General features: G+C 73.9%; 24 protein-coding genes and 1 pseudogene. 9 read left to right on the top strand and 16 right to left on the bottom strand.

Features of this window, described 5'->3' with window-relative positions:
• Positions 1–26: 26 nt before the first annotated feature.
• The 5 genes from ABZ671_RS26350 to trpC form a co-directional block, all read right to left on the bottom strand.
• The gene (locus ABZ671_RS26350; RefSeq protein ID WP_357862927.1) at positions 27–1214 is read right to left on the bottom strand and encodes an NAD(P)/FAD-dependent oxidoreductase; all 1188 of its coding nucleotides are present in this window, start codon (positions 1212–1214) and stop codon (positions 27–29) included.
• 11 nt (positions 1215–1225) lie between these two features.
• The gene (lgt, locus tag ABZ671_RS26345) at positions 1226–2329 is read right to left on the bottom strand and encodes a prolipoprotein diacylglyceryl transferase (protein WP_357862925.1); all 1104 of its coding nucleotides are present in this window, start codon (positions 2327–2329) and stop codon (positions 1226–1228) included.
• Positions 2330–2767: 438 nt separating this feature from the next.
• Positions 2768–3571, bottom strand: coding sequence for a tryptophan synthase subunit alpha (gene trpA, locus ABZ671_RS26340; RefSeq protein ID WP_357862923.1), 804 nt, complete (start codon positions 3569–3571; stop codon positions 2768–2770).
• A 5-nt stretch (positions 3572–3576) separates the two neighbouring features.
• The gene (gene trpB, locus ABZ671_RS26335; RefSeq protein WP_357862921.1) at positions 3577–4803 is read right to left on the bottom strand and encodes a tryptophan synthase subunit beta; all 1227 of its coding nucleotides are present in this window, start codon (positions 4801–4803) and stop codon (positions 3577–3579) included.
• Positions 4804–4841: 38 nt separating this feature from the next.
• Entirely contained in the window at positions 4842–5705 is an 864-nt protein-coding gene (gene trpC / locus ABZ671_RS26330; protein ID WP_357862919.1) for an indole-3-glycerol phosphate synthase TrpC, read from the bottom strand.
• A gap of 255 nt (positions 5706–5960) precedes the next feature.
• Between trpC and ABZ671_RS26325 the strand changes: the two genes are divergently transcribed.
• On the top strand, positions 5961–6233 hold the full coding sequence (locus ABZ671_RS26325; RefSeq protein WP_357862917.1) for a hypothetical protein: 273 nt from the start codon (positions 5961–5963) through the stop codon (positions 6231–6233).
• On the opposite strand, the gene ABZ671_RS26320 is transcribed toward ABZ671_RS26325, so the two are convergent.
• The 4 genes and pseudogenes from ABZ671_RS26320 to ABZ671_RS26305 all read right to left on the bottom strand — a co-directional run.
• Positions 6226–6783: a Trp biosynthesis-associated membrane protein gene (locus ABZ671_RS26320; protein ID WP_357862915.1), complete on the bottom strand. Its 558-nt coding sequence runs from the start codon at positions 6781–6783 to the stop codon at positions 6226–6228. The two genes, ABZ671_RS26325 and ABZ671_RS26320, sit on opposite strands and share 8 nt — an antisense overlap.
• On the bottom strand, positions 6780–8333 hold the full coding sequence (locus ABZ671_RS26315) for an anthranilate synthase component I (protein WP_357862913.1): 1554 nt from the start codon (positions 8331–8333) through the stop codon (positions 6780–6782). Before ABZ671_RS26315 ends, ABZ671_RS26320 begins: the two co-directional genes overlap by 4 nt.
• Entirely contained in the window at positions 8330–8764 is a 435-nt protein-coding gene (gene hisI / locus ABZ671_RS26310; protein ID WP_357862931.1) for a phosphoribosyl-AMP cyclohydrolase, read from the bottom strand. Before hisI ends, ABZ671_RS26315 begins: the two co-directional genes overlap by 4 nt.
• A gap of 183 nt (positions 8765–8947) precedes the next feature.
• Positions 8948–9589, bottom strand: a pseudogene (locus tag ABZ671_RS26305) (phosphoribosyl-AMP cyclohydrolase); the annotation flags it as partial.
• 248 nt (positions 9590–9837) lie between these two features.
• On the opposite strand from ABZ671_RS26305, the gene ABZ671_RS26300 reads away from it, so the two are divergent.
• From ABZ671_RS26300 to ABZ671_RS26290, 3 genes are read left to right on the top strand one after another with little or no spacing between them, the layout of a single operon-like run.
• Positions 9838–10581, top strand: coding sequence for an ABC transporter ATP-binding protein (locus ABZ671_RS26300; protein WP_357862911.1), 744 nt, complete (start codon positions 9838–9840; stop codon positions 10579–10581).
• Positions 10578–11333: an ABC transporter permease gene (locus tag ABZ671_RS26295; protein ID WP_357862909.1), complete on the top strand. Its 756-nt coding sequence runs from the start codon at positions 10578–10580 to the stop codon at positions 11331–11333. The genes ABZ671_RS26300 and ABZ671_RS26295 overlap by 4 nt, the downstream gene beginning before the upstream one ends.
• Positions 11333–11929, top strand: a complete 597-nt coding sequence (locus ABZ671_RS26290; RefSeq protein WP_357862907.1) for a TetR family transcriptional regulator — start codon at positions 11333–11335, stop codon at positions 11927–11929. Before ABZ671_RS26295 ends, ABZ671_RS26290 begins: the two co-directional genes overlap by 1 nt.
• Before the next feature lie 52 nt (positions 11930–11981).
• On the opposite strand, the gene ABZ671_RS26285 is transcribed toward ABZ671_RS26290, so the two are convergent.
• Both ABZ671_RS26285 and ABZ671_RS26280 read right to left on the bottom strand, forming a co-directional pair.
• Positions 11982–13778 carry an ABC transporter ATP-binding protein gene (locus ABZ671_RS26285; RefSeq protein WP_357862905.1) on the bottom strand — a complete coding sequence of 599 codons (1797 nt, stop codon included), beginning with the start codon at positions 13776–13778 and terminating at the stop codon, positions 11982–11984.
• Positions 13775–15649 carry an ABC transporter ATP-binding protein gene (locus ABZ671_RS26280; RefSeq protein WP_357862903.1) on the bottom strand — a complete coding sequence of 625 codons (1875 nt, stop codon included), beginning with the start codon at positions 15647–15649 and terminating at the stop codon, positions 13775–13777. The genes ABZ671_RS26285 and ABZ671_RS26280 overlap by 4 nt, the downstream gene beginning before the upstream one ends.
• Positions 15650–15781: 132 nt before the next feature.
• Here ABZ671_RS26280 and ABZ671_RS26275 point away from each other — a divergent pair, with 132 nt between their 5' ends.
• From ABZ671_RS26275 to ABZ671_RS26265, 3 genes are all read left to right on the top strand, one after another.
• Entirely contained in the window at positions 15782–16411 is a 630-nt protein-coding gene (locus ABZ671_RS26275) for a TIGR03085 family metal-binding protein (protein WP_357862901.1), read from the top strand.
• A gap of 131 nt (positions 16412–16542) precedes the next feature.
• A complete protein-coding gene (locus ABZ671_RS26270; protein ID WP_357862899.1) occupies positions 16543–17493 on the top strand; it encodes a terpene synthase in 951 nt (316 codons plus the stop codon).
• Between the two features lie 108 nt (positions 17494–17601).
• Positions 17602–19428 carry a long-chain fatty acid--CoA ligase gene (locus tag ABZ671_RS26265; RefSeq protein WP_357862897.1) on the top strand — a complete coding sequence of 609 codons (1827 nt, stop codon included), beginning with the start codon at positions 17602–17604 and terminating at the stop codon, positions 19426–19428.
• Between the two features lie 69 nt (positions 19429–19497).
• On the opposite strand, the gene ABZ671_RS26260 is transcribed toward ABZ671_RS26265, so the two are convergent.
• Together ABZ671_RS26260 and ABZ671_RS26255 are read right to left on the bottom strand one after the other, a co-directional pair.
• Positions 19498–20811: a low temperature requirement protein A gene (locus ABZ671_RS26260; RefSeq protein ID WP_357862895.1), complete on the bottom strand. Its 1314-nt coding sequence runs from the start codon at positions 20809–20811 to the stop codon at positions 19498–19500.
• A gap of 78 nt (positions 20812–20889) precedes the next feature.
• A complete protein-coding gene (locus tag ABZ671_RS26255) occupies positions 20890–22347 on the bottom strand; it encodes a PLP-dependent aminotransferase family protein (RefSeq protein WP_357862893.1) in 1458 nt (485 codons plus the stop codon).
• 58 nt (positions 22348–22405) lie between these two features.
• On the opposite strand from ABZ671_RS26255, the gene ABZ671_RS26250 reads away from it, so the two are divergent.
• On the top strand, positions 22406–23077 hold the full coding sequence (locus ABZ671_RS26250) for a hypothetical protein (RefSeq protein WP_357862891.1): 672 nt from the start codon (positions 22406–22408) through the stop codon (positions 23075–23077).
• Between the two features lie 78 nt (positions 23078–23155).
• Positions 23156–23623, top strand: a complete 468-nt coding sequence (locus tag ABZ671_RS26245; protein WP_357862889.1) for a hypothetical protein — start codon at positions 23156–23158, stop codon at positions 23621–23623.
• On the opposite strand, the gene hisF is transcribed toward ABZ671_RS26245, so the two are convergent.
• From hisF to priA, 3 genes are read right to left on the bottom strand one after another with little or no spacing between them, the layout of a single operon-like run.
• Entirely contained in the window at positions 23608–24375 is a 768-nt protein-coding gene (gene hisF, locus ABZ671_RS26240) for an imidazole glycerol phosphate synthase subunit HisF (RefSeq protein WP_357862887.1), read from the bottom strand. The two genes, ABZ671_RS26245 and hisF, sit on opposite strands and share 16 nt — an antisense overlap.
• Entirely contained in the window at positions 24372–24788 is a 417-nt protein-coding gene (locus tag ABZ671_RS26235) for a RidA family protein (protein ID WP_357862885.1), read from the bottom strand. The genes hisF and ABZ671_RS26235 overlap by 4 nt, the downstream gene beginning before the upstream one ends.
• Positions 24788–25516: a bifunctional 1-(5-phosphoribosyl)-5-((5-phosphoribosylamino)methylideneamino)imidazole-4-carboxamide isomerase/phosphoribosylanthranilate isomerase PriA gene (gene priA, locus ABZ671_RS26230; protein ID WP_357862883.1), complete on the bottom strand. Its 729-nt coding sequence runs from the start codon at positions 25514–25516 to the stop codon at positions 24788–24790. The genes ABZ671_RS26235 and priA overlap by 1 nt, the downstream gene beginning before the upstream one ends.
• Positions 25517–25526 lie beyond the last annotated feature (10 nt).

Genomic DNA, 25526 nt, shown 5'->3' with positions numbered 1-25526 from the left:
GGGTGGGGGTGGGGTGGGGTGGGGGGTCAGGTTGGGGGGTGCCAGGCGGCTGCGGCGGTGGCGGCGGTGTTGCGTAGGCGGGGGCTGATCGCGCCGAGGGTGGCATCGCGGGCGCGCAGCGCCAGCCGACCCCGCGTCTTCAGCACCGCGGACATCCGGCGGGTTTGGCGGACCATGGTCGCCGCGCGGGGGCGGCGCAGCCGGTCGTACGCGGCCACCGCGTCGGGCAGCCGGGACTCGCGCAGCAGCGAGGCGAGCGTGGCCGCGTCCTCGAAGGCGAGGCAGGCACCCTGCCCGAGGTACGGGGGCATGGCGTGCGCGGCGTCGCCGAGCAGCACCACCCCGCCCGGCCCGGCCGGGAAACCGTACGCCCGGGGCAGCGGCCGCAGTTCGCGGATCTCCTGCTGCACCAGGTCGGCCGGCTCGGTGGCGTCGAGCAGCTCGGTGATCGGCCCCGGCCAGCCCGCGTACCAGCGCTTGAGCAGGGCGAGCTGGGTCTCCGGGGGCTCCGGGCGGGGCGCGCCGGCGGCGGTGGCCACCCAGTAGATGCCACCCCGGCGGGAGGCGCCCGCGGTGCCCCGCTCGCCGAGCGAGGCGGACACGAAGCGGTAGCCCGCGCCCAGCGTCTCTCCGTACACCGGCTGGTCGTCGGGGAGCTTCGGGGCCCGGTACCAGGGGATCACCGCCCGCCACGCGGCGCAGCCGGAGCTGACCACCACCGCCTCCGGGGCCAGTTGCCGACGGATCTCGCTGTCGGCGCCGTCGGCCGCGACCACCAGGTCCGCCGGTACGGTGTGGCGGCCGTCGCCGACCGTCGGGCGCTCCCCGGGGACCGCCCGGACCGTGCGCACGGTCACCCCGGTACGCAGCTCCACCTGGTCGCCCAGGCCGGCGATGAGCGCGTCGTGCAGGTCCTCCCGGTGCACCACCACCGGCATCCGCTCGGCGGGGGTGGGGCGGGGCTGCACCAGCCAGTGCCCGTCGGGGCGGCGTACCCCGCCGTCAGGGAGCGGGGTGGCGATCGCGTCCAACCCGGCCCCGAGGCCGAGGGCGCGCAGCGCGCGTACCCCGTTGGGCCAGAGCACGACGGCGGTCGGGTCCGGGCGGACCCGGTCGGCCCGTTCGAGCAGGGTGACCCGCCACCCGGAGCGGGCCAGCGCGCCGGCCACCGCCAGGCCGCCGAGGCCGGCGCCGACCACCACCGCGGTACGCATGGCCGCTCCGCTCAGCTGTCCCGGTCGCTGACGGTCGCCGGGGCCTGGTCGGTCGCCGGGGCTTCGGCGTCGTCGGTCGCCGGGGCGCCGTTCGCCGCCGGCGGCTCCTCGTCGGGGACCGCGCCGGTCTCCTGGTACGCGTGGAACTGTTCCTCGCTCACCACCCGGTAGCCCTCCGGCGCGACTTGCCGCGGCCCGGCCTCCCCGGCGGCGAGGTCGACCTGCGACACGTCGCCATCGGCGGACGGGAGCGGGGCGGCCGGAACACCGATCGGGACCAGGTACTCGCGGGGCCCGCGGACCCGCACGAAGTAGGCCAGCGCGCCGAGGAAGACCAGCGCCGCGGTCCACACGTTGAGCCGCAGGCCGAGGAAGTGGTTGGCCTCGTCGGTGCGCATCATCTCGATCCAGAACCGGCCCACGGTGTAGCCCATCACGTACAGCGCGAACGCCCGGCCCCGGCCGAGCCGCAGCTTCCGGGCGAGGACGAAGACCAACGCGGCGACGCCGATGTTCCAGATCGCCTCGTAGAGGAACGTCGGGTGGTAGAGCCCCGGCTGGAGGACCGCCTGACCGGCGTCGTCGCGCAACGCGTGCCCTGGATTGTCCGGATCCATCACGTGCACCTGGAGGCCCCAGGGCAGGCTGGTGAGGCCGCCGTAGAGCTCGTTGTTGAACCAGTTGCCGAGCCGGCCGACCGCCTGGGCCAGCGGCAGGCCCGGTGCCAGCGCGTCGGCCACCACCGCGAACGGAATGCCGAGCTGCCGGGCGGCGATCAAGGCGCCGATCGCGCCGCCGGCGACCGCGCCCCAGATGCCGAGCCCGCCCTCCCAGATGGCGAACGCCTTGAGCGGCTGCCCCCCGGCGCCGAAGTATTTCTCCGGCGAGGTGATCACGTGGTAGATCCGCGCGCCGACGATGCCGGTGGGCACCGCCCAGACGGCGATGTCGAGCACCGCGCCGGGGGCGACACCACGCCGACGCAGCCGGTGCTCGGTCACCACGCCGGCCAGCACGATGCCGGCGATGATGCAGAGCGCGTACGCCCGGATCGGAACCGGGCCGAGCTGCCAGACGGCGGTGCTGGGGCTGGGCAGGGCCGCCAGTGAGGTCATCGGGACGAGGGTCACGGGTGAACACGCTACCCGTGCGGACCGCACTTCCGGCACCCCGGTCGCCCGCGTCACGGGTCGGCTGCCCTCCGCTTCGTCGCGCGCGACGCGTGACACAGTGTGATGACCCGCTCCGCTCGGGTAAACGGCCGGCAGACTTTGCTCTGCAGCCACCGACGCATCAGCCACTCAGCGTCACCGAAGGCGCTTCGGGCACCGCATGGCAGCCTGACAGATTCCGCAGCTCAAAAGGGTGCTGCGCCGATGGCTGCAGAGCAAAGGGGGAACGGAGAAGCTTCCTGAATCTGCCGGATCAGCCACGCAACGTCACATCTCGCCCTCGAACACCGAGTGTCACCATCAACTGGAAAATGTCGCGAAAGGGGCCGCCGGCCAACGGCTCCTCTCCTGACGGCGGAGATGGCGGGATGGCGGCGCGGCTCAGCGGACCGGGTTGCGGACGCCCTCGGCGAGTTCGGCGCTCAGGGCCCGCAGCGCGGCCAGCCCGGCGGCCTGGTCCGGCGCGTCGAGCACACAACGGACGAGCGCGCTGCCGACGATGACCGCGTCGGCGTACCCGGCGACGGCGGCGGCCTGCGCGCCGGTGCCCACCCCCAGACCGACGCCGACCGGCAGGTCGGTGACCGCCCGCGTCCGGGAGACCAGGACCGGCGCCGCCTCGGAGGTCTCCGCCCGGGCGCCGGTGACGCCCATGATCGCGGTGGCGTAGACGAAGCCGCGGCAGTGCTCGACCGTCATCTTCAGCCGGGCGTCGGTGGACGACGGGGAGACCAGGAACGTCCGGTCCAGCCCGTACGCCTCGGAGGCGGCCAGCCACTCGCCGGCCTCCTCGGGGATGATGTCCGGGGTGACCAGGCCGGTGCCGCCGGCGGCGGCCAGGTCGCGGGCGAACGCGTCGACGCCGTACTGCTCGACCGGGTTCCAGTAGGTCATGATGAACACGGACGCGCCGGTCGCCGCCACCTCCTCGACAACGCGCAGCGAGTCCCGGGTACGCACCCCGCCGGCCAGGGCGATGTCGCTGGCCCGCTGGATGACCGGGCCGTCCATCACCGGGTCGGTGTAGGGAATCTCCACCTCGATGGCGTCCACGCCCGCCTCGACCATGGCCTTCATCGCCGCGATGCTGCCCTCGACTGTCGGGAACCCGGCCGGCATGCAGCCGACCAGCACGGCCCGACCGTCCGCCTTGGCCTTGTCGAACGCCACCCCGATCCGGCTCATGATCTTTACTCCTTGTCGAGGATGCCGAAGTATTTGCCGGCGGTGTGCACGTCCTTGTCGCCCCGCCCGGAGAGGTTGACCACGATGACCGGCTCCCGACCCAGCTCGGCGGCGAGCTGCGGAGCGATCTTGCAGGCGCCCGCGAGGGCGTGCGAGCTCTCGATCGCCGGGATGATCCCCTCGGTGCGGCAGAGCAGCTCGAACGCGGCCATCGCCTCGTCGTCGTCGACCGGCAGGTACGTCGCCCGGCCGGTGTCGTGCAGCCAGGCGTGCTCCGGCCCGACGCCCGGGTAGTCCAGCCCGGCCGAGATCGAGTGCGACTCGATCGTCTGCCCGTCCTCATCCTGCAGCACGTACGTGCGGGTGCCGTGCAGCACGCCGGCGGTGCCGCCGGTGATGCTGGCCGCGTGCCGGCCGGTCGTCACGCCCGCGCCGCCGGCCTCGAAGCCGTAGAGCCGGACCCCGGCGTCGGGCACGAAGGCGTGGAAGATGCCCAGCGCGTTGGAGCCGCCGCCCACGCAGGCGGCGACCGCGTCCGGCAGGCCGCCGGTCAGGTCGAGGCACTGCTGACGGGCCTCCTCGCCGATGCCGCGGACGAAGTCCCGGACCATCTCGGGGAACGGGTGCGGGCCGGCGGCGGTGCCGATCAGGTAGTGGGTGCGGTCGACGTTGGCGACCCAGTCCCGCATCGCCTCGTTCATCGCGTCCTTGAGCGTCCGCGAGCCGGTGGTGACCGGGATCACGGTAGCGCCGAGCATCCGCATCCGGGCCACGTTGAGCGCCTGCCGCTGGGTGTCCACCTCACCCATGTAGACCACGCACTCGAGATCGAACAGGGCGGCGGCGGTGGCGGTGGCCACCCCGTGCTGCCCGGCGCCGGTCTCGGCGATCACCCGGGTCTTGCCCATCCGCTTGGTGAGCAGGGCCTGGCCGAGCACATTGCGGACCTTGTGCGCGCCGGTGTGGTTGAGGTCCTCCCGCTTGAGCAGGATCCGCGCGCCGGCCTGCTGCGAGAACCGCCGGGCCTCGTAGAGCCGAGAGGGCGTGCCGGCGTAGTCGCGCAGCAGGGCGTCGAACTCGGCGCGGAACTCCTCGTCGGCCATCGCCTTCCGGTACGCCGCGTCCAGCTCGTCGAGCGCCGCGACCAGCGCCTCCGGAACGAAGCGCCCGCCGAACCGGCCGAAATGACCGGCGGCGTCGGGAAGCTGGGCGGCCGGGGCGTCAGCGGTCATCGCGCTGTCCTCTCCAGACGTGTCGGTACCGGCGCGGCTCAGCGCACCGGACGGGGCGTGGCCGGGTGGTTGCCGGCGTTGACCAGCTCGGCGACCGCCTCACGAGGGCTCTTCTGGGTGACCAGGCCCTCGCCCACCAGGACCGCGTCGGCGCCCGCCGAGGCGTACCGGATGAGGTCGTGCGGACCGCGCACCCCGGACTCGGCGATCTTGACGACGCTGCTGGGCAGGCCGGGCGCGATCCGCTCGAACACCGAGCGGTCGACCTCCAGGGTACGCAGGTCACGGGCGTTGACCCCGATCACCTGCGCGCCGGCCTCCAGGGCCCGGTCGGCCTCTTCCTCGGTGTGCACCTCGACCAGCGCGGTCATCCCGAGCGACTCGATCCGTTCCAGCAGCCCGACCAGCGCGTTCTGCTCGAGCGCCGCGACGATCAGCAGCACCAGGTCGGCGCCGTGCGCCCGCGCCTCGTGCACCTGGTAGCTGGAGACCACGAAGTCCTTACGCAGCACCGGGATCTTGACCGCGGCCCGCACGGCCGCCAGGTCGTCCAGCGACCCGCCGAACCAGCGGCCCTCGGTCAGCACGCTGATCGCCCGGGCGCCGCCGGCCGCGTACTCGCCGGCCAGGTCGGCCGGGTCGGCGATCTCGGCCAGCCGCCCCTTGGACGGCGAGGCGCGCTTGACCTCGGCGATCACGGCCACACCGGGCCGGCGCAGGGCCGCGTACGCGTCCAGCGGTGGCGGCGCGGCGGCGGCCAACTCGCGGATCCGCTCCAGCGGCACCTGTTCCTGTCGCCGGGCCACGTCCTCACGCACGCCAGCCAGGATCTCGTCGAGTACGCCTGCGGAAGCCGTCGAACCGGCCTCGTCCCCCTCCGCGTGCGCATGCTCAGCAGTCACCAACGGACTCCCCTCTCCGGGTGTCATGCGCCGATGCTAGGGGTCGCTGCCTCGCGCCGGGTGCCGGGGGGTATGGCGCACCTCACCAGATGGGCTGTGGCATGATGGCCTGCCTCGGTGAACAGAATGTCACGCAGGGCCACCCCGCCTGTGACGTGCGCGTCACGGCGACGAAACGCGAGCCGGGCAGGATGCCGATCGGGCAGACTCGATGAGGCGACCGTTCGGGCGCCAACAATCTCGTGCGGGGTGACCATGAGCGCCAACGAGCCGAATTCCCTCGGGCTCACCACCATCTCCCGGACCGTGGCGTCGCTCGCCGTCGGTGTGGTGCACTCCTTCGAACGCGCCGTGGTCGGCGACAGCCGGATGCGAACCGCCCGCGGCAACGCCTGGGAGGCGGTCTGCGCCGACCGGGCCCGTGCCGCGCAGCGCCGCGAACTGGACCGCCGGGTGGCCGAACTGGTCGCCGCCCGCGACGCGCTGCCGGAGCGCCGCGACGCGCGAAACGACCGGCCGGTCAGCTGACCGTCGGGTCTTCGCCCCGGTCGAGCGCCTCCCAGGCGTCCCGGGTGCCCCGCTCCACCGCCGGTCGGTCGTCCGCCCGGCCCGCCGGGCGGGCCCGCCGCTCGTAGCGGGCGCCCATCGCCGGCCAGCCGTCGCCGCGCAGCCCGGTGAGCGCCCCGCCGGCCGTCGCGATCAGCCCGCCGACCAGCACCAGCGCCGGCCACTGCCGGCCGGCCCCGGCGAGGGCTGCGGCCAGGCCGTAGCCGCCACCGGCCGCCACGGCCAGCCCGACCAGGGTCAGCAGACCGCCCAGCAGACGCCGAACCCGGCCCCGGGTGGCCAGCACCGCGCCGCCGCCGGCCAGCCCGACCAGGGCGAGGGCGGAGACCCAGGGCAGCAGGTCCGTGCCGGTGCGCGCGTGCCGCGCCGCCGGCAGCGGCCCCCGGGCGGTCACCTCGACCGACCAGGTCCGGGTCACCGCCCACAGGGCCAGCCCCGCACCGGCCAGGCAGAGCAGCACCGCGTACGTCAGCTCACGCCGGCTGCGCGCGGTCGGAGTCGGCGTACTCATCGGGCCGGCCTCAGGGTCTCGGCGGCGGCGATCGCGGCGAGCACCGCGGCGGCCTTGTTCCGGGTCTCCTGCTCCTCGGCGGCGGGATCGGAGTCGGCCACCACCCCAGCCCCGGCCTGCACGTAGGCCCGGCCCTCGCGGATCAGCGCGGTACGGATGGCGATGGCCATGTCGAGGTCACCACCGAAGCCGAAGTAGCCGACCGTACCGCCGTAGAGGCCCCGACGGACCGGCTCCAACTCCTCGATGATCTCCATGGCCCGCACCTTCGGCGCCCCGGAGAGGGTGCCGGCGGGGAAGGTGGCGGCGAGCGCGTCGAAGGCGGTGCGGTCCTCGCGCAGCTCCCCCACCACGGTGGAGACGATGTGCATGACGTGGCTGTACCGCTCGACGGTGGCGAACTCCGGCACCTCGACCGTGCCCGGACGGCACACCCGCCCCAGGTCGTTGCGGCCCAGGTCGACCAGCATGACGTGCTCGGCCCGTTCCTTCGGGTCGGCGAGCAGCTCGGCGGCGAGCCGGGCGTCCGCCTGCGGGGAGCCGCCGCGCGGCCGGGTGCCGGCGATCGGATGCAGCAGCGCCCGCCGCCGACCGTCCGCGCCGACGCTGACCTTCAGGTGCGCCTCCGGGGAGGAGCCGACGATGTCGAAGCCGTCGAAACGCAGCAGGTACATGTACGGGCTGGGGTTGGTGGTGCGCAGCACCCGGTATACGTCGAGCGGGTCGGCGTGGGTGTCCCGCTCGAACCGCTGGCTGAGCACGATCTGGAAGCACTCGCCGGCCCGGATCGCCTCCTTGGCCGCCGCCACCGCCTTCGGGTAGCCGCCCTCGGGCGTACGGCTGGCCACCTCGCCGGCCGGGGGCCGGGCGACCGCCGAGATCATGGGCGGGATCGGCCGGGACAGCGCCGCGGTCATCGCGTCCAACCGCCCCACCGCGTGGTGGTACGCCGCCGCAACCAGCTCCGGACGGCCGGGCGCGTCCAGCGGCGGCAGGACCGCGTTGGCGACCAGGATCGCCGAGCCCTCGTAGTGGTCGAGCACCACCAGGTCGGTGGCGAGCATCAGGCCCAGCTCGGGCAGGTCGAGGTCGTCCTCGGTCAGCTCGGGCAGCCGCTCGAAGCGGCGGATCAGGTCGTAGCCGAGGTAGCCGACCATGCCCCCGGTGAGCGGCGGCATGCCGCTGGCCGGGTCCCAGGCCGGGCCGGCCAGGGCGGCGACGGTCTCCCGGAGCACCGCCACCGGGTCGCCGGTGGCCGGCACGCCGGCGGGCGGCTCGCCGGCCCAGACCGCCGCGCCGTCGCGTTCGGTGAGGGTGGCGCCGCTGCGCACGCCGACGAACGAGTAACGGGACCAGGCCGTCCCGGCCGAGCCGACGCCCTGCTCGGCGGACTCCAGCAGGAACGTGCCCGGGCCGCCGGCGAGCTTGCGGTAGACGCCGACCGGGGTCTCCGCGTCGGCCAGCAGCCGCCGGGTGACCGGCACGACCCGCCAGCGGGCTGCCAGGTCGGCGAAGGTGGCCAGCTCCGGGCTGACCGTGCCGTCGGTCATGGCGTCGCCTCCGGTGCGCCGAGGGGCAGCTCGGTGAAGAAGCAGCTCCGGTGCCCGGTGTGGCAGGCCGGGCCGACCTGGTCGACGCTGACCAGCAGGGCGTCACCGTCGCAGTCCAGCGCCACGGCACGGACGTACTGGTGGTGGCCGGAGGTGGCGCCCTTGACCCAGTATTCCTGGCGGCTGCGCGACCAGTAGGTGGCCCGACCGGTGGTCAGGGTGCGGTGCAGCGCCTCGTCGTCCATCCAGGCGACCATCAGCACCTCGCCCGAGTCGTGCTGGCGCACCACCGCGGCCACCAGGCCGTCGGGGGTACGGCGCAGCCGGGCCGCGATGGCCGGGTCGAGCCGGGACGGGCGGGCCGGGCCGGGAGCCACGGCACCGCCGGAGTTGGTGGGGGCGCCGGTCACCGGCGCGTCAGAGGCGGGCACGGTGAGCCATTCTCCCGCACGTGGGGCGGGCACCGACGACGTGTCCCGGGAGGTGTCCACGGGACGGTCGAGCGCGTGGGTCAGTTGGCTCAGGTAGCGGTCCAGCCGGCCGTCGGCCAGAGCGTCCGCCAGGTCGACGCCGGCCACCACGGCGATCTCCTCGGCGTACCGGCGGATGAGCGGGACGATCCCGGTGACCAGCCGGCCAGCGGCGGCGGCGACATCGCCGGTGTCGCCAGGGCGCAGCCCAAGGCAGCGCAGCATGTCGTCGCGGTAGCCGGGCGGGGCGACCGGAAGGTCCAGCGCGGCGGCGAGGGCGTCCCGGCGGGCGGCCACCCGAACCGAGGGGTTCACCAGCCGCAACACGGACGGGCAGAGCCGGGCCAGGTCGGCGGCGGCGAGCCGGACCCCCACCGGGTCGCCGGCCCACCAGGCCCCGGCGATCTTGCCCAGGATGGCGATGATCTCCTCCAGCCGGGGCTCGTCGGCGGGCTGGCAGAGCACCGGCAGGTCGATCCGGCGCCGCCACTCCGGCGCGGCCCAGATCAGCCGGGCGGGCGCGGTGACCGGCAGCCCGAACGCCCAGTCGGCCGGCCGGCCGAGTCGGCGCACCCAGGAGCGGACGTCCCGGGCGGCCACCGAGACGTGCACCAGGCGACCCGCGAACTCGACCAGGTACGCCCGGCGCGCGGCGTACGGGGCGGCGGGCCGGGCCGTCGTGCCGGGAGCCGGGGCGGCCGGCCGTTCCTCGTCGGTGACCAGCACGTCGACGTCGACGTCGCTGTGCTCGGTGGCGGCCTGCCGCGCGTGGCTGCCACGCAGCATGATGCCGACCACGGGACGGTCCGTGCCCTGGCGCAGGCGGGCGGCCCACTCGTCGAGGAATCCGGTGTCGGGCAGCGGAGCGGGACCCACCGCGACATGGTGCCGGAGTCCGATCTTCGGCGCAATGACCGTTGACGGACACGGTGTCCGTTGCGAAGCCTAGTGCCCGACTCGACATTGACCGTTGCGTGTCCGTGCACGATTCGACTAGCGTTGATTTCAACGGTTGATGAGTTCGGAGGCGGCCAATGGATGACGCGGTCGTGGTCCGTGACCTGATGGTCGACCGGGGCCGGCGGCGGGTGCTCCAGGGCATCTCCTGCGCGGTGCCCCGCGGCACGGTCACCGGGCTGCTCGGGCCGAGCGGCAGCGGCAAAACCACCCTGATGCGCGCGATCGTCGGGGTGCAGACGATCGGCTCAGGCACGGTGACCGTGCTCGGCCGGCCGGCCGGCACGGCACAGCTGCGGCACCGGGTGGGCTACCTGACCCAGGCGCCCAGCGTCTACGCCGACCTGACCGTCGGGGAGAACGCGCGCTACTTCGCCGTGCTCCAGGGACGCGGCCGGGCCGAGGCGGACCGCGCGGTGGCCGACGTCGGGCTGGCCGAGGCCGCCGACCAACTGGTCGGCACCCTCTCCGGCGGGCAGCGCAGCCGGGCCTCGCTGGCGTGCGCCCTGGTCGGCGACCCGGAGCTGGTCATCCTCGACGAGCCGACCGTCGGCCAGGACCCCGTGCTACGGGCCGACCTGTGGGCCCGGTTCCACGCCCTGGCCGCCGCCGGGACCACGCTGCTGGTGTCCAGCCACGTGATGGACGAGGCGGCCCGCTGCGACCGGCTGCTGCTCATCCGGGACGGCCGGCTCATCGCCGACGACACCCCGGACGCGATCCGCGCCACCACCGACACCGAGGACCTGGAGGAGGCGTTCCTGCGGCTGATCCGGGCGAGCGAGGCGGGCCGGACGCCCGCCGGAGGGGAAGGGTCGTGAACCCCCGCATCCTGGCCGCCACCACCGGGCGGATCCTGCGCCAGCTCCGGCACGACCGGCGGACCGTCGCGCTGCTCGTCGTGGTGCCCAACGTGCTGCTCGCGCTGGTCTACTACATGTACGTCGACCAGCCCCACCCGCCCGGGCAGCCGAGCGTCTTCGACCGGGTCGCGCTGATCATGCTGGGCTTCTTCCCGTTCACCATCATGTTCCTGGTGACCAGCATCGCCATGCTCCGGGAGCGCACCACCGGGACGCTGGAACGGCTTCTCACCACCCCGCTGGGCAAGCTCGACCTGCTCTTCGGCTACGGCATCGCGTTCGGACTGGCCGGCGTGGTGCAGGCGACCATCGCGTCGCTGGTGGCCTACCGGGTGTTCGGGCTGGACACCGCCGGCAGCCTGTGGCTGGTCGTCATGATCGCCGGGGTCAACGCGGTGCTCGCCGTGGCGCTCGGGCTGTTCTGCTCCGCCTTCGCCCGCACCGAGTTCCAGGCCGTGCAGTTCATGCCGGTGGTGGTGTTGCCGCAGGTGCTGCTCTGCGGACTGTTCGTGCCGCGGGGGCAGATGGCCGGCTGGCTCCACGCCGTCAGCGACGTGCTGCCCCTGTCGTACGCGGTCGAGGCGCTCCAGGAGGTCGGCGCGCATGCCGAGCCGACCGCGACAATGTGGCGGGACGTGGCGATCGTGGCCGGGGCGGCGGTGGCGGCCCTCGTGCTCGCCGCCGCGACGCTGCGCCGGCGCAGCGGTTGATGGCTCGACGCACCGGCCGGCGCCCCGGCAGGCCGGACACCCGGGCGGCCATCCTCGCGGCGGCCCGCGCGGCGTTCGCCGAGCGCGGCTTCGACGCCGCCTCGATCCGGACGATCGCCACCGCCGCGGCGGTGGACCCGGCGCTGGTGCACCACTACTTCGGCACCAAGGAGGAGCTGTTCCGGGCCACCGTGGCGATCCCGATCGACCCGGCCGAGCTGCTTCCGGCCGTGCTCGCCGCCGGCCCGGACGGGGTGGGCGAGCGGCTGGTCCGCACCTTCCTGACGATCTGGGACTCGCCGGTCGGCACGGCGGGGCTGGCCCTGCTGCGCTCCGCCGTGAACAACGAGTGGACCGCCCGGCTGCTGCGCGAGTTCCTGGTCACCCAGGTGCTGCGCCGGGTCGTCGAGCACCTCGACGTCGACCCCGCCGAGCGGGCCCTGCGCGGGGCGCTGGTGGCCAGCCAACTGGCCGGCCTGATCATGACGCGCTACGTCATCCGCATCGACCCGATCGCCACCGCCGATCCGGAACACCTGGTCACCGCGATCGGCCCGACCGTGCAGCGCTACCTCACCGGCGACCTGACGGGCTGAGGAGTTTTTCCGGCGCCCACCCCGCACCGTCGATGGTGGCGGGGCGCTCGGGCTAACGGGTCTGCTCCAGCCAGGAGGCGTAGAGCAGGGCGTAGACCGAGTCGGGATCCTTCACCAGTTCGTCGTGGGGGCCACGCTGGACGATCCGGCCCCGGTCCACCACGATCACCTCGTCGGCGGCCTGCGCGGTGGAGAGCCGGTGGGCGATGGCCAGCGTGGTCCGGCCCCGGGTGACCGCGTCCAGGGTGCGCTGCAGGCGTACCTCGGTGGCCGGGTCGACGGCGCTGGTCGCCTCGTCGAGCACCAGCAGGTCGGGGTCGGCCACGTACGCCCGGGCCAGCGCGACGAGCTGCCGTTCGCCGACGCTGAGCGCCTCGCCGCGCTCGCCGACCGGGGTGTCCAGCCCGGCCGGCAGCCCGTCCAGCCAGTCCGCCAGGCCCAGTTCGGTGAAGGCGGCGATGAGCTGCGCGTCGGTCAGCTCCGGGCGGCCGAAGCGGACGTTCTCCCCGACGGTGGCGTCGAAGAGGAAACCGTCCTGCGGCACCATCACCACCCGGGATCGCAGCGAGCCGAACCGCACCTGGCGCAGCGGTACGCCGGAGAGCAGCACCTCGCCCTCGGTGGGGTCCATCAGCCGGGTGAGCAGCTTGGCGAAGGTGGTCTTGCCGCTACCGGTCTCACCGACCACGGCCACCCGGCTCTTCGCCGGAATGTCCAGGGTCACGCCATGCAGCACCGGCGGCCCGCCCGGGTAGGCGAAGGTGACCCGCGCGAAGCGGATGTCCAGCGGGCCGGGCGGCAGCTCCCGTCCCCGCTCCCCCGGGTCGGCCACGTCCGGCGCGACGTCCAACACGTCGAGCACCCGTCGCCAGCCGGCGATCGCGTTCTGCGCCTCGTTGAGCACCTCGGTGGCGATCTGCACCGGCTGGATGAACAGGGTCACCAGGAACAGGAACGCGGTGAGCTGGCCGATGGACAGGGTCCGGTCGACACCGAGGTTGACCCCGACGACCACCACGCCGGCCAGGGCCAGGCCGGCGGCCAGTTCCCCCACCGAGCTGCCCAGGATGCTGATCCGGATGGCCCCCTGCTGGGCCCGCCGCTGCCCCTCGATCGCCGTGTCCAACCGCCGGGCGGTGCGCCCGGCGATCCCGTACGCCCGGATCACCGGGGCGCCCACCACGCTCTCGCCGATGGTGCCGAGCAGGGCGCCCGTCCGCTGACGGACCAGGCCGTACGCGCCGGCGAGGCGGCGCTGCAGCACCCGGATCACCAGCACCGCCGGCGTGAACGCGCCGACCACCACCAGGGTCAGCTGCCAGGAGTACGCCAGCATGACGGCCGTGGTCACCACGAGCTGGCCCAGGTTGACGATGAGGATCACGCCGCCCCACTGCAGGAACTGGGTGATCTGGTCGACGTCGCTGGTGACCCGGGAGACCAGCGAGCCGCGCCGCTCGGACTGCTGGTGCAGCATCGACAGGTCGTGCACGTGCCGGAAGGCCCGGGTGCGCACCCCGGCCAGGGCGGTCTCGCTGACGGTGAAGAGTCGGCGCATCATCAGATAGCCGCAGGCGGTGGTGACGACCAGCACGGCGGCGGTGGCGATCACGGTCAGCGAGATCACGTCCACGTCGAGCCCGCCCACGATGCCGTGGTCGATGCCGCGCTGGACGGCCACCGGCACGGCGACCCGGCCGATCATGTAGACCAGCGCCAGCCCGAGCGTGCCGGCCAGCCCGGTCTTCAGCTCCGGGGAGAGGGCCAGGCCACGCCGCAGCGTCCGCCAGGTCGACTCGGTCGCCGCCGCCGGCCGCTCGGCCTCCGCCGTCGTCGTACTCGCGCTCACCGGTCAACCTCGACTTCCAGGCCGGAGGTCAGCGGGCTGACCTCGTCGTACGGGCGGGGCTGTTCGCGTTCCTGTTCGGCCTGCTCGTACGCGGTGACCAGGTCGGTGTAGCCGGGCACGGTCGCGAGCAGATCGGCGTGGGTCCCGCGGGCGACCACCCGCCCGTGCTCCACGTAGATGACCTCGTCGGCGAGCGCGATGGTGGCCCGCCGGTAGGCGACCACCAGGATCGACGCGGGCGCCGCACCCTCGGTCGGGGTGCGCAGTCCGGCCAGGATGGCCGCCTCCACCCGCGGGTCGACGGCGCTGGTGGCGTCGTCGAGCACCAACAGCCGGGGGCGGCCGGCGAGCGCCCGAGCCAGGGTGAGCCGCTGCCGCTGGCCGCCGGAGAGCGAGGTGCCCCGCTCGCCGACCATGGTGTCCAGCCCGTCGGGCAGCGCGGCGACGAAGCCGTCCGCCTCGGCCAGCCGCAGCGCCGCCCAGACCTCCTCGTCGCCGATCCCGGGCCGGTCCAGGGTGATGTTGGCCCGGACGGTGTCGTCGAAGACGAACGGCACCTGGGCGACCAGGGCCACGTTCGCGGCGAGCGCGGCGGCGCTCAGCTCGCGGGCGTCGATGCCGTCCAGGGTGATCGTGCCGCTGCGGGGGTCGACCAGCCGGACGGCGAGCGAAGCGATGGTGGACTTGCCGGCGCCGGTCGACCCGACCAGGGCGATCGTCTTCCCGGCCGGCACGGTGAAGCTGACCGCGCCGAGCACCTCGGTGCCGGGCAGGTGCGCCTCGGCCGGTTCGTAACCGAAGTGAACGTCGCGGAAGGCGAGGGTGGCCGGCGTCGACGCGGCCGGGTCGAGGGTCGCCTCCCCGTACGGCATCTCGCCGGTGGCGTCGAGAACGTGCCGCACCCGGTCCCAGCCGGCGACGCTGCGCGGCAGCTCGGCCAGCACCCAGCCGATGGCCCGGACCGGGAAGGCCAGCACCGTGAACAGGAACGCGACGCTGACCAGCTCGGTGACGGTGATCGCGCCCTGCCCCAGGCGCAACGCGCCGACCACCAGCACGGCGAGGGTGCCGAGGCTGGGCAGGGTCTCCAGCATCGGGTCGAAGACACCGCGCAGCCGGCCGACGGAGATCAGCGCGTCGCGCAGCTCGCCGGCCCGGGCGGCGAACCGGGCGGTCTCCTGCGCCTCGCGGCCCATCGTCTTGACCACCAGCGCGCCGTCGAAGCTCTCGTGGGCGATGCCGCTGACCTCGGCCCGGAGCCGCTGGGCGCGGGCCTGGCGGGGGGCCATCCGGCGGGAGTAGACCACGTTGAGCGCGAACAGCGCCGGGAAGACCGCGAGACCGACCAGGGCGAGGGCCCAGTCGGTGAGGAAGAGCGAGACCACCGCGCCGACGAGCATCACCAGGGTGCCGACGGCGAACGGCAGCGGCGCGATCGGGTACCAGGCGGCCTCCACGTCCGAGTTGGCGTTGGAGAGCAGGGTGCCGGTGGCGTTGCGGTGGTGCCAGGACAGCGGCAGGTCGAGGTAGCGGCGGGTGACCCGGCGGCGGTAGTCGGCCTGCAGCGCGTACTGCATGTAGCCGGCGCCGAGGCGGCGGCCGAAGATGCCGACCACCCGCAGCACGCTGATCCCGAACAGGGCGGCCGCGGCGAGCGCGAGCGTGCCGCGGGCCACCGAACCACGGGCGATGGCCGGGGCGGCCACCTCGCCGACCACCCCGCCGACGACGAATGCGCTGCCGATCACCATGAGGCCGAAGAGCACGCTGCCGGTCACCGCGGCCGCGAAGATCCGTGGCTGCTCCCGGATGGCCCGCCCGAGCACCCGCAGCCCTCTGCCGAGGACGTCCCGACTTGTCTTGCTCGCCACGCTGTTCCCCCGCCGTAAGCGACAGTTTTCTCCCACATCCTTACCGGTCGAGGCCAGTTCCGCCGAACCGGATGGGACATGCCCGGCGACCGACCCACGCCACCGGGCCGCCGCGGGCCTACGATCGGGCCCATGCCGCGGTACGCCCGATCGGAGCGCGAGGCGCTCGCCGATCTGCTGCTGGATCTGGGGCCGGACGCCCCGACGGTCAACGAGGGTTGGACCACCCGCGACCTCGCGGCGCACCTGCTGGTGCGGGAGCGCCGGCCGGACGCGGCCGGCGGCATCCTGCTGCCGCCGCTGCGCCGGCACGGCGAGGCGGTGCGTCGGCGGGTGGCCGCCGGCCCGTACGCCGACCTGGTGGCCCGGGTCCGCCGGCCGCCGGTGTGGAGCCCGGTGAGCAACCCGCTCGCCGACGAGCTGACCAACACCATGGAGTTCTTCGTCCACCACGAGGACGTACGCCGGGCGCAGCCGGGTTGGCTGCCCCGGGACCTGCCGGCGGGCTTGGCCGCGGTGTTGTGGAAGCGGGCGGCCTTCCTGGCCCGGGTGGCGTTGCGCCGATTCCCGGCGGACCTGCTGATCCAGGCGCCCGGTCATGGCGAGCGCGCCGCCGGCCGGGGCGGCGCGCGGCTGCGGGTGGTGGGCAGCCCCGGTGAGCTGGTGCTCTTCCTGTCCGGTCGGCAGCGGGTGGCTCGGGTGCAGGTGGACGGCCCGGCCGCGGCGGCGAGCCGGTTGCGGGCGGCCCGCCTGGGCCGCTGAGCTGGGTGGGCGAAAACGGTCAAGACGAAAGATGAAAATTGCACCACCCGAGTGACCACGGCCGATACCCGCTGTCGTAGGCTCCTGTCCCGTCGGTTCACTGCTGAGCGGCGGCACAGGGGGAGACAGGGATGCGCAGCTTCGCGGTCTCGGCACTACGCGAACCTCCCTTCCCCGTGCGGCGGCACGACGGGGTCGAGCGGGTGGCCGCGGAGAGCGCCGGATGGGTACGCGAACTGGGCCTGATCGACACCTCGGCGGGCCTGCACCGGCTAACCGCCGCCAACCCGGCGGACCTGGCGGGCCGGGCCTGCCCGGAGGCGCCGGTGGAGGGGTTGCGCCTGCTCACCGACCTGATCTGCTGGCTGTTCGTGATGGACGACGCCTGCGACGAGGACGGCCTCGCCGCCAGCCCGACCCGGCTCGCCCCGACCGTGGCGGGGCTGCTGGCGGTGCTCGACCGGCACGGCGACCCGGCCTTCCCGGCGCCGGCCGGTCTGGGCCCGCTCGGGGTCGCGCTGGACGACCTGTGTCGGCGGGTCCGCGCCCGGCGGCGGCCGGCCCTGCTGATGCGCCTGGTCTACGAGCTGCGGGAATATCTGCTGGCGCTGCTCTGGGAGGCGGCGAACCGGGAGCACCGCCGGGTGCCCGGGGTGGCCGAGTATGTGCAGATGCGCCGGCACACCGGTGGCACCCGGCCCAGCTTCACCGTCACCGACCTGGCGTACGACGGGCCGCCCGAGGTGGGCCGGCGGGCGGATCCGGCGCTGGCCGCCCTGGACGCCATCGCCTCCGACCTGGTCTGCTGGTGCAACGACGTGTTCTCCTACGACAAGGAGCGCGCCGGCACGTCGGACGCGCACAACCTGGTCGCCACGATCCTCGGCGAGACCGGGCAGGGCGAGACGGCCGCGCTGGACGCGGCGGCCACCCGGTTCAACGAGGGCCTGGCCGAGTATGCGCGGCGGGAGGCGGCGCTGGCCAGCGGGGCGGATGCGTCGGTACAGGCCTTCCTCACGACCCGACGGAACTGGATCCGGGCCACCTACGACTGGTCACTGGCCGCTTCCCGGTACGCCTGAGGTAGGACACCGCACTAGCCGCTGCCCGGGAACAGGCCATACTCTTCGGTAACCGCAGATCGGCGTGACCCCCATCACGTCCTCCCATCCCCGAAGGCGGCTACCGCGATGGCTTTCGATGTACCGTACCGTTCCATCCCCGACATGTTCCTCAGGCGCGTGGCGGCGACCCCCGACCGGCCCGCGTTCGGCCATCCCGCCCCGGACGACTCCGGGCCGGTCTGGCTGAGCTGGGAGCAGGTCGGGCAGCGCGCCAAGGCGGTCGCCGCCGGCCTGCACGGGCTCGGCGTCGGCCTGGAGGACCCGGTGGCGATCCTGGCGAACACCCGGCTCGACTGGGTGGTCGCCGACTTCGGCATCATGTGCGCGGGCGGGGCCACCACCACCGTCTACCCGACCACGGAGCCGGAGGACGCGACCTACATCGTCGCCGACTCCGGGTCGAGGGTGCTCTTCGCCGAGAACCCGGCCCAGGCGGCGAAGATCGCCGGCGCGGAGCTGCCGGCGCTGACCCACGTGGTGCTCTTCGACGGCGAACCGGATCCGGCGGCGACCGTTCCGCAGCTCACCCTGACCGACCTCGAGGAGCGCGGCACCCGAACCCTGGCCAACGAGCCGGACCTGATCGATATGCTGGTCGCCGGCATCGGCCCGGACCACCTGGCCACCCTGATCTACACCTCGGGCACCACCGGCCGGCCCAAGGGCGTCGAGCTGCTGCACGGCGGCTGGTGCTGGGAGGGGGTGGCGCAGGAGAAGGTGAAGCTGCTCCGCGACGACGACCTCCAGTACCTCTGGCTGCCGCTGTCCCACTCATTCGGCAAGACGCTGCTCTGCGGCGCCACCCACGTCGGCCTGCCCACCTACGTCGACGGCCGGGTGGACAAGCTGGTCGAGCTGCTCGCCGTGGTCCGGCCGACGCTGATGTGCGGCGCGCCCCGGGTCTTCGAGAAGGTCTACAACAAGGCGGTCACCACCGCCCAGGACGCCGGCGGCGCGAAGGCGAAGATCTTCGCCTGGGCGGTCGCGGTGGGCAAGGAGAAGGTCGCCCTGGAGCAGGCCGGCAGGCCGCTGCCGGCCGGGCTCAAGCTGCGGTACGCGCTGGCCGAGAAGCTGGTCTTCAGCAAGCTCCAGGCCCGGCTCGGCGGCCGGATCCGGGTGCTGGTCTCCGGCGCGGCGCCGCTCAGCCAGGAGATCGCCACCTTCTTCGCCGCCGCCAACCTGCCCATCTCCGAGGGCTACGGCCTCACCGAGACCAGCGCGGGCAGCTTCGTCAACCCGCCGGACGGGCTGCGCATCGGCACGGTGGGCCGGGCGATGGGCGACCTCGAATGCCGGATCGACACCGACGGCGAGATCCTGCTCCGCGGCCGGCCCGTGATGCGCGGCTACCACAACCTGCCCGAGGAGACCGCCGCCGCGTTAACCGACGACGGTTACTTCCGCACGGGGGACATCGGCAGCCTCGACGACGACGGCTACCTGCGGATCACCGACCGGAAGAAGGACCTGGTCAAGACCTCGGGCGGGAAGTACATCGCCCCGTCGCACATCGAGGGCATGTTCAAGGCGATCTGCCCGTACACCTCGCAGGCGATGGTCATCGGGCAGGCCCGCAACTACTGCACCATGCTGGTCACCCTCGACGCGGACGCGATCCGGGGCTGGACGGCCGGCGGCCCCCTCGACGGCCGCGACTACGCCGACATCGTCACCTCGCCCGAGGCGCAGGCCATGGTGGAGGGCTACCTGGCGGAGCTCAACGCCAAGCTCAACCGCTGGGAGACGGTCAAGAAGGTGACCGTTCTGCCCCGCGACCTCACCATCGAGCACGGCGAGATCACCCCGTCGCTGAAGATCAAGCGCCGGAGCGTGGAGAGCAACTTCGCCGCCGAGATCGAGAAGATGTACGCGGGCAGCCTCGCCGAGCTGTGACGTCCCCCACCCGGCGGCGGCCGTGCCCTTGCGTGCGAGAGGCAGGGCCGCCGCCGCGTTCGGGGCCGGTCACAGGTGCTGCCGGCGCCACCGGTTCTGCTCCTCCTCGACGGCGAACTGCTCGGCCAACGCGAGCTGCCGGATCTGCCGCCGCCGGCCGCCCTCGTTGAGCGTCTCGGCCACCATGGTGGCGACGCAGAGCACCGCCAGCACCGCCACCGCCACCAGCTCCGGCAGCCAGGCCGCCCCCAGTGCGACCAGGAGGATCACCGCCACCCCCACCAGCAGCGGCCAGCGCAGGGTGCGCAGCACCAGCAGCGCGCAGGCGGCGAGGCTGAGCAGATAGACGGCGACCCCGCCGTAGAGGACCGCCACCCAGAAGGAGCCGAGCTGCTCCCCCCAGGCCGGTGTGTGCGGCAACGCCGCCTCGTGGAGCAGGTCCTTGAGCCCGAGGGCGAAGAAGATGATCCCGGCGACCATCGGCAGGTGCAGATAGGTGTACGCGTTCCGGGCCAGCCGGGCCCGGGCGGCCGGCTCCCGGGTGCCGTGCATCCGCTGCTCGACCCCGTACACCAGGGTGTCGAAGTACGCCCACCAGAGCGCCGCGGCGATCGCGATGCCGAGCACCGCGGTCGTCATCACCGGCCCGGTCAGCGGCAACGTGCTGATGGCCTTCGGCCCGAGCCCGAGCGCGATGATCGACTCTCCGAGCGCGACCAGGATCATGAGGCCGTGGCGCTCCGCCCAGTGCCCGGCGGAAATCACCGCCCAGTATCCGCCGCCCAAGATGATGCCCGCCACGTACTCCACCAGCACCGCCGCCGTCCAGAGGCCGAGCTGCAGCCCGGTCGCCAGCGCACCGCTGGCGACCCGAGGCGGCACCTGCCCGGCGATGACCAGCAACGCGGTGGCGATCACCGGCAGGGCGGCGAGCTTCAGCCAGAGCCGCAACCGCACCGGATCCGGCCGGGCCACCCAGCCGAGGACCGCGAGTTGTGGGGCGCGGACCAGGAAATAGCAGATGGCGAAGACCAGCGGACCGTTCAGCCCGCCGGGCTCGGTGACGAACGCGCCCGGGATGCTCAGCACCAGCAGGAAGGTGGCGGCCACCATGACGAAGCCGACCTCCGGCAGCACGCCCTGGTCGGAGCGGACGATGTTGCCGAGCGCGGCGAAACCCTGCCAGGACCACCAGAGCAGCGCCAGCACGAGCAGGGCCCGGAACAGGTTGACCCAATTGGGCCGGCTCGCGGTCAGGCCGGTGACGGTGAGGAACGCGAAGGTGAAGACCAGGTCGTAGAAGAGCTCCAGCCGGGTCACCCGGGACCCCGGCGCGCCGAGCCGGATCAGGCTCGCCCACCGGGTGCCGCCGCTGTTCCCCACTCGCGCAGTCTCGCAGCCCGGGCGGCCCGGCGAGCGCGAACCGGGTAGCTCGGCGGCGGTCCGGCCGGGGCTGCGCGGTCAGGCGATGACGGACGGCTCCCGCCACTGCGAGCGGCCGGTCCGGTCCAGGTCGTAGCGGACCGCGGCGAGCCGGCCGACCGCCTCCACCAGGTCGGCGGCGGGCAGCGTGAAGGGTAGCCGCAGGAACCGTTCGAGGGTGCCGTCCAGGCCGAACCGGGGCCCGGGCGCCAGCCGTACGCCGACCTCTTCGGCTGCCCGGGCCAGCGCGCTGGAGATCGGCCCGTCCAGCTCGGCCCAGAGGGTGACGCCGCCGCGCGGCACCGCGACCCGCCAGTCGGGCAGCCGCTCGGCGAGCGCGCCGACCAGCGCGTCCCGCTGGGCGACGAGCTGGGTCCGCCGGGCGGTCACGATGCTCGCCGCCTCGGCCAGCAGGTGCACCGCGAGCAACTGGTCGAGCACCGGGCTGGCCATGTCGACGCCGACCCGCGCGGCGGCGAGCCGCTGCACCTGCGGGGCGGACGCCCGGACCCAGCCGATCCGCAGCCCACCCCAGTACGGCTTGCTCATCCCGCCGATGCTGATCACTCGGGAGTGCCGGTCGAACGTGGCGACCGGCGGCGGCATCAGGGTGCCGTCCAACGGCAGGTCCACGAAGGACTCATCGACGATCAGATCGGTCCCGGCGGCGTGTGCGGCCCCGACGAGTCGCTCACGCAGCCCGGTGTCCATCAGGTGACCGGTCGGGTTCTGAAACTCGGGGATCAGGTACGCCACCTTCGGCCGGGCCTGCCGGATGCTGCCCAGCAGCAGGTCGGCGTCCCAGCCGGCGCCGTCGGTGGCCAGGCCGTGGGTGGTGATCCGGGCCCGCCGGGCGGACAACGCGGCGAGGGCGTTGGGATAGGTCGGGGACTCCACCAGCACCCCGCCGCCGGGCGACAGGGCCAGCCGCAGCACCAGGTCCAGCGCGTGCTGGGTGCCGCTGGTGACCATGATCTGCTCCGGGCTGGTCGGCAGCCCCCGCTCGGTGTACGCGTGGGCCACCGCCTCGCGCAGCTCGATGATGCCGGTCGGGTGGTAGCCGGCGCCGCCGAGGTAGCGCGGCAGGTCCTCGGTGGCGGCCCGGGCGGCGGCCAGCAGCTGCGGCGGCGCGGCGAGCGCGGCCACCCCGAGGTCGATCATGTCTCGTTCGTCGATCGGGGTCCAGAGCCCGGTGCTGGCCACCCGGTGGGTGCCGGGCAGCATGGTCCAGCTCCCGGCGCCCCGGCGGCTGGCCAGGTGGCCGCTCTCCCGCAGCTCCCGGTACGCCGCGGTGACGGTGGTCCTACTGACCCGCAGCGCCTCCGCCAGCTCCCGCTCGGCGGGCAGGCGTACGCCCAGGGGAAGCCGGCCGTCGGCGAGCAGGCCGCGGACGGCGGCGGCGAGCGCGGCATAGTCGGGGCTGCGCCGCCGGCCAGGCAGAGCGTGCCACTGACCGAGCAACCGAGCCAATTGGACGCCACGCACCTGACTCGTCATGGCCACTCCTCCGTAATTGGCTCTATCCTAGCCAGAATTGGCCCCTAGAGTGGCATGCATGGCAGCGATCGGCAATCTCCGGTACCGGCCGGTTCGGCGACTGACCCAGCTCTACGTCGGGCTCACCCTCTACGGCGTCAGCGTGGCCCTCATGATCCGGTCCGGCCTCGGCCTCGACCCGTGGGGCGTGTTCCAGCAGGGCCTCGCCCGGCAGACCAGGCTCTCCTTCGGCACGGTCACCATCGCGGTCGGCGCCCTCGTGCTGCTGCTCTGGATCCCGCTGCGGCAGCGCCCCGGCCTCGGCACGGTCAGCAACGTGGTGGTGGTCGGCCTGATGGTGGACGCCACCCTGTCCCTCCTTCCACCCGGCGACGGCCTGCCGGCGCGGATCGCAATGCTGGTCACCGGAATCGTCGCCACCGGCGCGGCCACCGGGCTCTACCTCGGCGCGGCGCTCGGCCCCGGCCCGCGCGACGGGCTGATGACCGGGTACGTCGCCCGCCACCCCAACCGCTCGATCCGGCTGGTCCGCACCGTCATCGAAGTGGCCGTGCTGGCGCTCGGCTGGCTGCTCGGCGGCACGGTCGGCATCGGCACCGTCGCCTACGCGCTCGCCATCGGGCCGCTCGCCCAGGTCTTCATCCCGCTCTTCGCGGTGCCCGCGCAGCCGGCGCCGGCCGCCGTGGAGCCGATCGGCTGCCCGCCCCAACCAGCAGGCGAGACGGCCTGACCGACGCTGAGCTGCGGTGACACCCGAGGGGCAACGCCGGGTATTTCCTCAGCCGCCCGCGCCGGGCATCATTCGTGCATGGGGGAGAACGATTGGCGCCGGACCGACGCCTGGATCTTCGTTGCACTGGTGATCGCGAGCGGTGCCGGGCGGCACCGCCGGGCGGCCGCCACCCGTCGTCCGGAGGGAGTCCGCCTCGCTGACGTCCTCTCGACCGCCGACTACCTCAACCGGGCCATCCCCGAACGACACGAAGTGGAGGGCGCGGTCCGCCGGCTGGCCGGCGCGGGCCTGGTCAGCGTCTCCGACGGCTGGTTCCGGATCACCCCCGACGGCGAACGGCTGTGGCGCACCCGGCCGAGCGCCGGGCTGGGGACCACGGTGGACACGGTGCAGGGGGTGCTGAGCCGCCGGCACGCCCCGGGCGAATCCGACTGGCACCTCGCCGAGCACGACCACGCCGCCGCCGTTCAGGAATACGTGGTCCGCTCGATCCCGATGCCGCGCCGCTCCCCCGAAGACCACTCGGGTCAGCGCACGGGGTGACCGGCGCCGCGCAGGGCGTCCTTGACCTCGCCGACGGTCAACTCGCCGAAGTGGAAGACGCTCGCCGCCAGCACCGCGTCGGCGCCCGCGCCGATCGCCGGCGGAAAGTGCGCCACCGCGCCGGCGCCGCCACTGGCGATCACCGGCACGTCGACGGCCCCCCGGACCGCCCGGATCAACGACAGGTCGAAGCCGGCCTTGGTGCCGTCGGCGTCCATCGAGTTGAGCAGGATCTCCCCCGCGCCCAGCTCGGCACCGCGCCGGGCCCACTCGACCGCATCGAGGCCGGTGCCCCGGCGACCGCCGTGCGTCGTCACCTCGAAACCGCTCGGCGTGCCGCCGGCCGGTGCGCGCCGCACGTCGAGGGAGAGCACCAGCACCTGCCGGCCGAACCGGTCGGCGATCTCGGCGATCAGCTCCGGCCGGGCGATCGCCGCGGTGTTCACCCCGACCTTGTCCGCGCCCGCGCGCAGCAGGGTGTCGACGTCGGCGACCGCCCGCACCCCGCCGCCGACAGTGAGCGGGATGAAGACCGACTCGGCGGTGCGCCGCACCACGTCGAGCATGGTGCCCCGATCGCTGGACGAGGCGGTGACGTCAAGGAAGGTCAACTCGTCCGCGCCGGCCCGGTCGTACGCCGCAGCCAACTCCACCGGGTCACCGGCGTCCCGCAGGTCGCGGAAGTTGACCCCCTTCACCACCCGCCCGGCGTCCACGTCCAGACATGGGATCACCCGAACCGCCACCGTCATGGCAAAAGCTTATCCGCCGCTGGCGGCAGGTATGCCTCCAGCTCGACCTCGACCAGGAGGTCCGGGTCGATCAGCCCGGCCACGACCACCATGGTCGCCACCGGGCGGACCGCCCCGAACACCTCCTGGTGCGCCCGCCCGACCGCGTCGGCGTGGCTCCGGTCGGTCACGTACAGCCGGGTCCGGATCACGTCGACCGGCCCCGCGCCCACCTCGGCGAGCGCGGCCAGGCCGATCCGCAGCGCCTCGGCGGTCTGCCCCGCCGCGTCCCCGACGTGCGCCACCCGGCCGTCGACCGTCGCGGTGCAACCGGCGGTGATCGCCAGGTCGCCGGCCCGGACCACCCGCGAGTAGCCGTACCGGTCCTCCCACGGACCGCCCGAACCGAGCCGGGTGACGGCGGCGGCCGCCATCACCCGGCGGCCCGCAACGTGGCGAGGGCCTCGGCGACGCTGAACGCCCCCGCGTACAGCGCCTTGCCGGCGATCACGCCCTCCACGCCCAACCCTTCCAGGCTGGCCAGGGCACGCAGGTCGGCCAGGGTGGAGACGCCACCGGAGGCGATCACCGGGGCGTCGGTGCGGGCGCACACCTCACGGAGCAGGTCCAGGTTCGGCCCGCGCATGGTGCCGTCCTTGGTGATGTCGGTGACCACGTAACGGGAGGCACCGGCCTTGTCCAGCCGCTCCAGCACCTCGTACAGGTCACCGCCCTCGCGGGTCCAGCCCCGCGCGGCGAGGGTACGGCCGCGTACGTCCAGCCCGATCGCCACCCGGTCGCCGTACTCGCCGCAGATCCGGTCGCACCACTGCGGATCCTCCAGCGCGGCCGTGCCGATGTTGACCCGGGCCGCCCCGGTGCCCAGGGCGGCGGCCAGGGACTCGTCGTCCCGAATGCCGCCGGAAAGCTCGACCTTCACGTCGAGCTGCCGGACCACCTCGGCGAGCAGATGGGCGTTGGAACCCCGGCCGAAGGCGGCGTCCAGGTCCACCAGGTGGATCCACTCCGCGCCGTCGGCCTGCCAGGCGAGGGCCGCTTCGATCGGGTCGCCGTACGCGGTCTCGCTGCCGGCGGCGCCCTGCACGAGCCGGACGGCCTGGCCGTCGGCGACGTCCACGGCGGGCAACAGGGTGAGGCTCAACGCTTCTCTC

The sequence above is a fragment of the Micromonospora sp. NPDC006766 genome (genome assembly GCF_040636055.1).
In the GTDB taxonomy this organism is placed as follows: domain Bacteria; phylum Actinomycetota; class Actinomycetes; order Mycobacteriales; family Micromonosporaceae; genus Micromonospora.
Note: the sequence above shows the minus strand (reverse complement) of the source record. Positions and strands in the feature narration are given on the sequence as shown.

Bases quoted from the DNA above. Each gene is read 5' to 3' on its own strand.
- ABZ671_RS26350 (WP_357862927.1), bottom strand. From the start codon at position 1,214: ATGCGTACCGCGGTGGTGGTCGGCGCCGGCCTCGGCGGCCTGGCGGTG.
- lgt (WP_357862925.1), bottom strand. From the start codon at position 2,329: ATGACCTCACTGGCGGCCCTGCCCAGCCCCAGCACCGCCGTCTGGCAG.
- trpA (WP_357862923.1), bottom strand. From the start codon at position 3,571: ATGAGCCGGATCGGGGTGGCGTTCGACAAGGCCAAGGCGGACGGTCGG.
- trpB (WP_357862921.1), bottom strand. From the start codon at position 4,803: ATGACCGCTGACGCCCCGGCCGCCCAGCTTCCCGACGCCGCCGGTCAT.
- ABZ671_RS26325 (WP_357862917.1), top strand. From the start codon at position 5,961: ATGAGCGCCAACGAGCCGAATTCCCTCGGGCTCACCACCATCTCCCGG.
- ABZ671_RS26320 (WP_357862915.1), bottom strand. From the start codon at position 6,783: ATGAGTACGCCGACTCCGACCGCGCGCAGCCGGCGTGAGCTGACGTAC.
- ABZ671_RS26315 (WP_357862913.1), bottom strand. From the start codon at position 8,333: ATGACCGACGGCACGGTCAGCCCGGAGCTGGCCACCTTCGCCGACCTG.
- ABZ671_RS26300 (WP_357862911.1), top strand. From the start codon at position 9,838: ATGGATGACGCGGTCGTGGTCCGTGACCTGATGGTCGACCGGGGCCGG.
- ABZ671_RS26290 (WP_357862907.1), top strand. From the start codon at position 11,333: ATGGCTCGACGCACCGGCCGGCGCCCCGGCAGGCCGGACACCCGGGCG.
- ABZ671_RS26275 (WP_357862901.1), top strand. From the start codon at position 15,782: ATGCCGCGGTACGCCCGATCGGAGCGCGAGGCGCTCGCCGATCTGCTG.
- ABZ671_RS26270 (WP_357862899.1), top strand. From the start codon at position 16,543: ATGCGCAGCTTCGCGGTCTCGGCACTACGCGAACCTCCCTTCCCCGTG.
- ABZ671_RS26265 (WP_357862897.1), top strand. From the start codon at position 17,602: ATGGCTTTCGATGTACCGTACCGTTCCATCCCCGACATGTTCCTCAGG.
- ABZ671_RS26255 (WP_357862893.1), bottom strand. From the start codon at position 22,347: ATGACGAGTCAGGTGCGTGGCGTCCAATTGGCTCGGTTGCTCGGTCAG.
- ABZ671_RS26250 (WP_357862891.1), top strand. From the start codon at position 22,406: ATGGCAGCGATCGGCAATCTCCGGTACCGGCCGGTTCGGCGACTGACC.
- ABZ671_RS26245 (WP_357862889.1), top strand. From the start codon at position 23,156: ATGGGGGAGAACGATTGGCGCCGGACCGACGCCTGGATCTTCGTTGCA.
- hisF (WP_357862887.1), bottom strand. From the start codon at position 24,375: ATGACGGTGGCGGTTCGGGTGATCCCATGTCTGGACGTGGACGCCGGG.
- ABZ671_RS26235 (WP_357862885.1), bottom strand. From the start codon at position 24,788: ATGGCGGCCGCCGCCGTCACCCGGCTCGGTTCGGGCGGTCCGTGGGAG.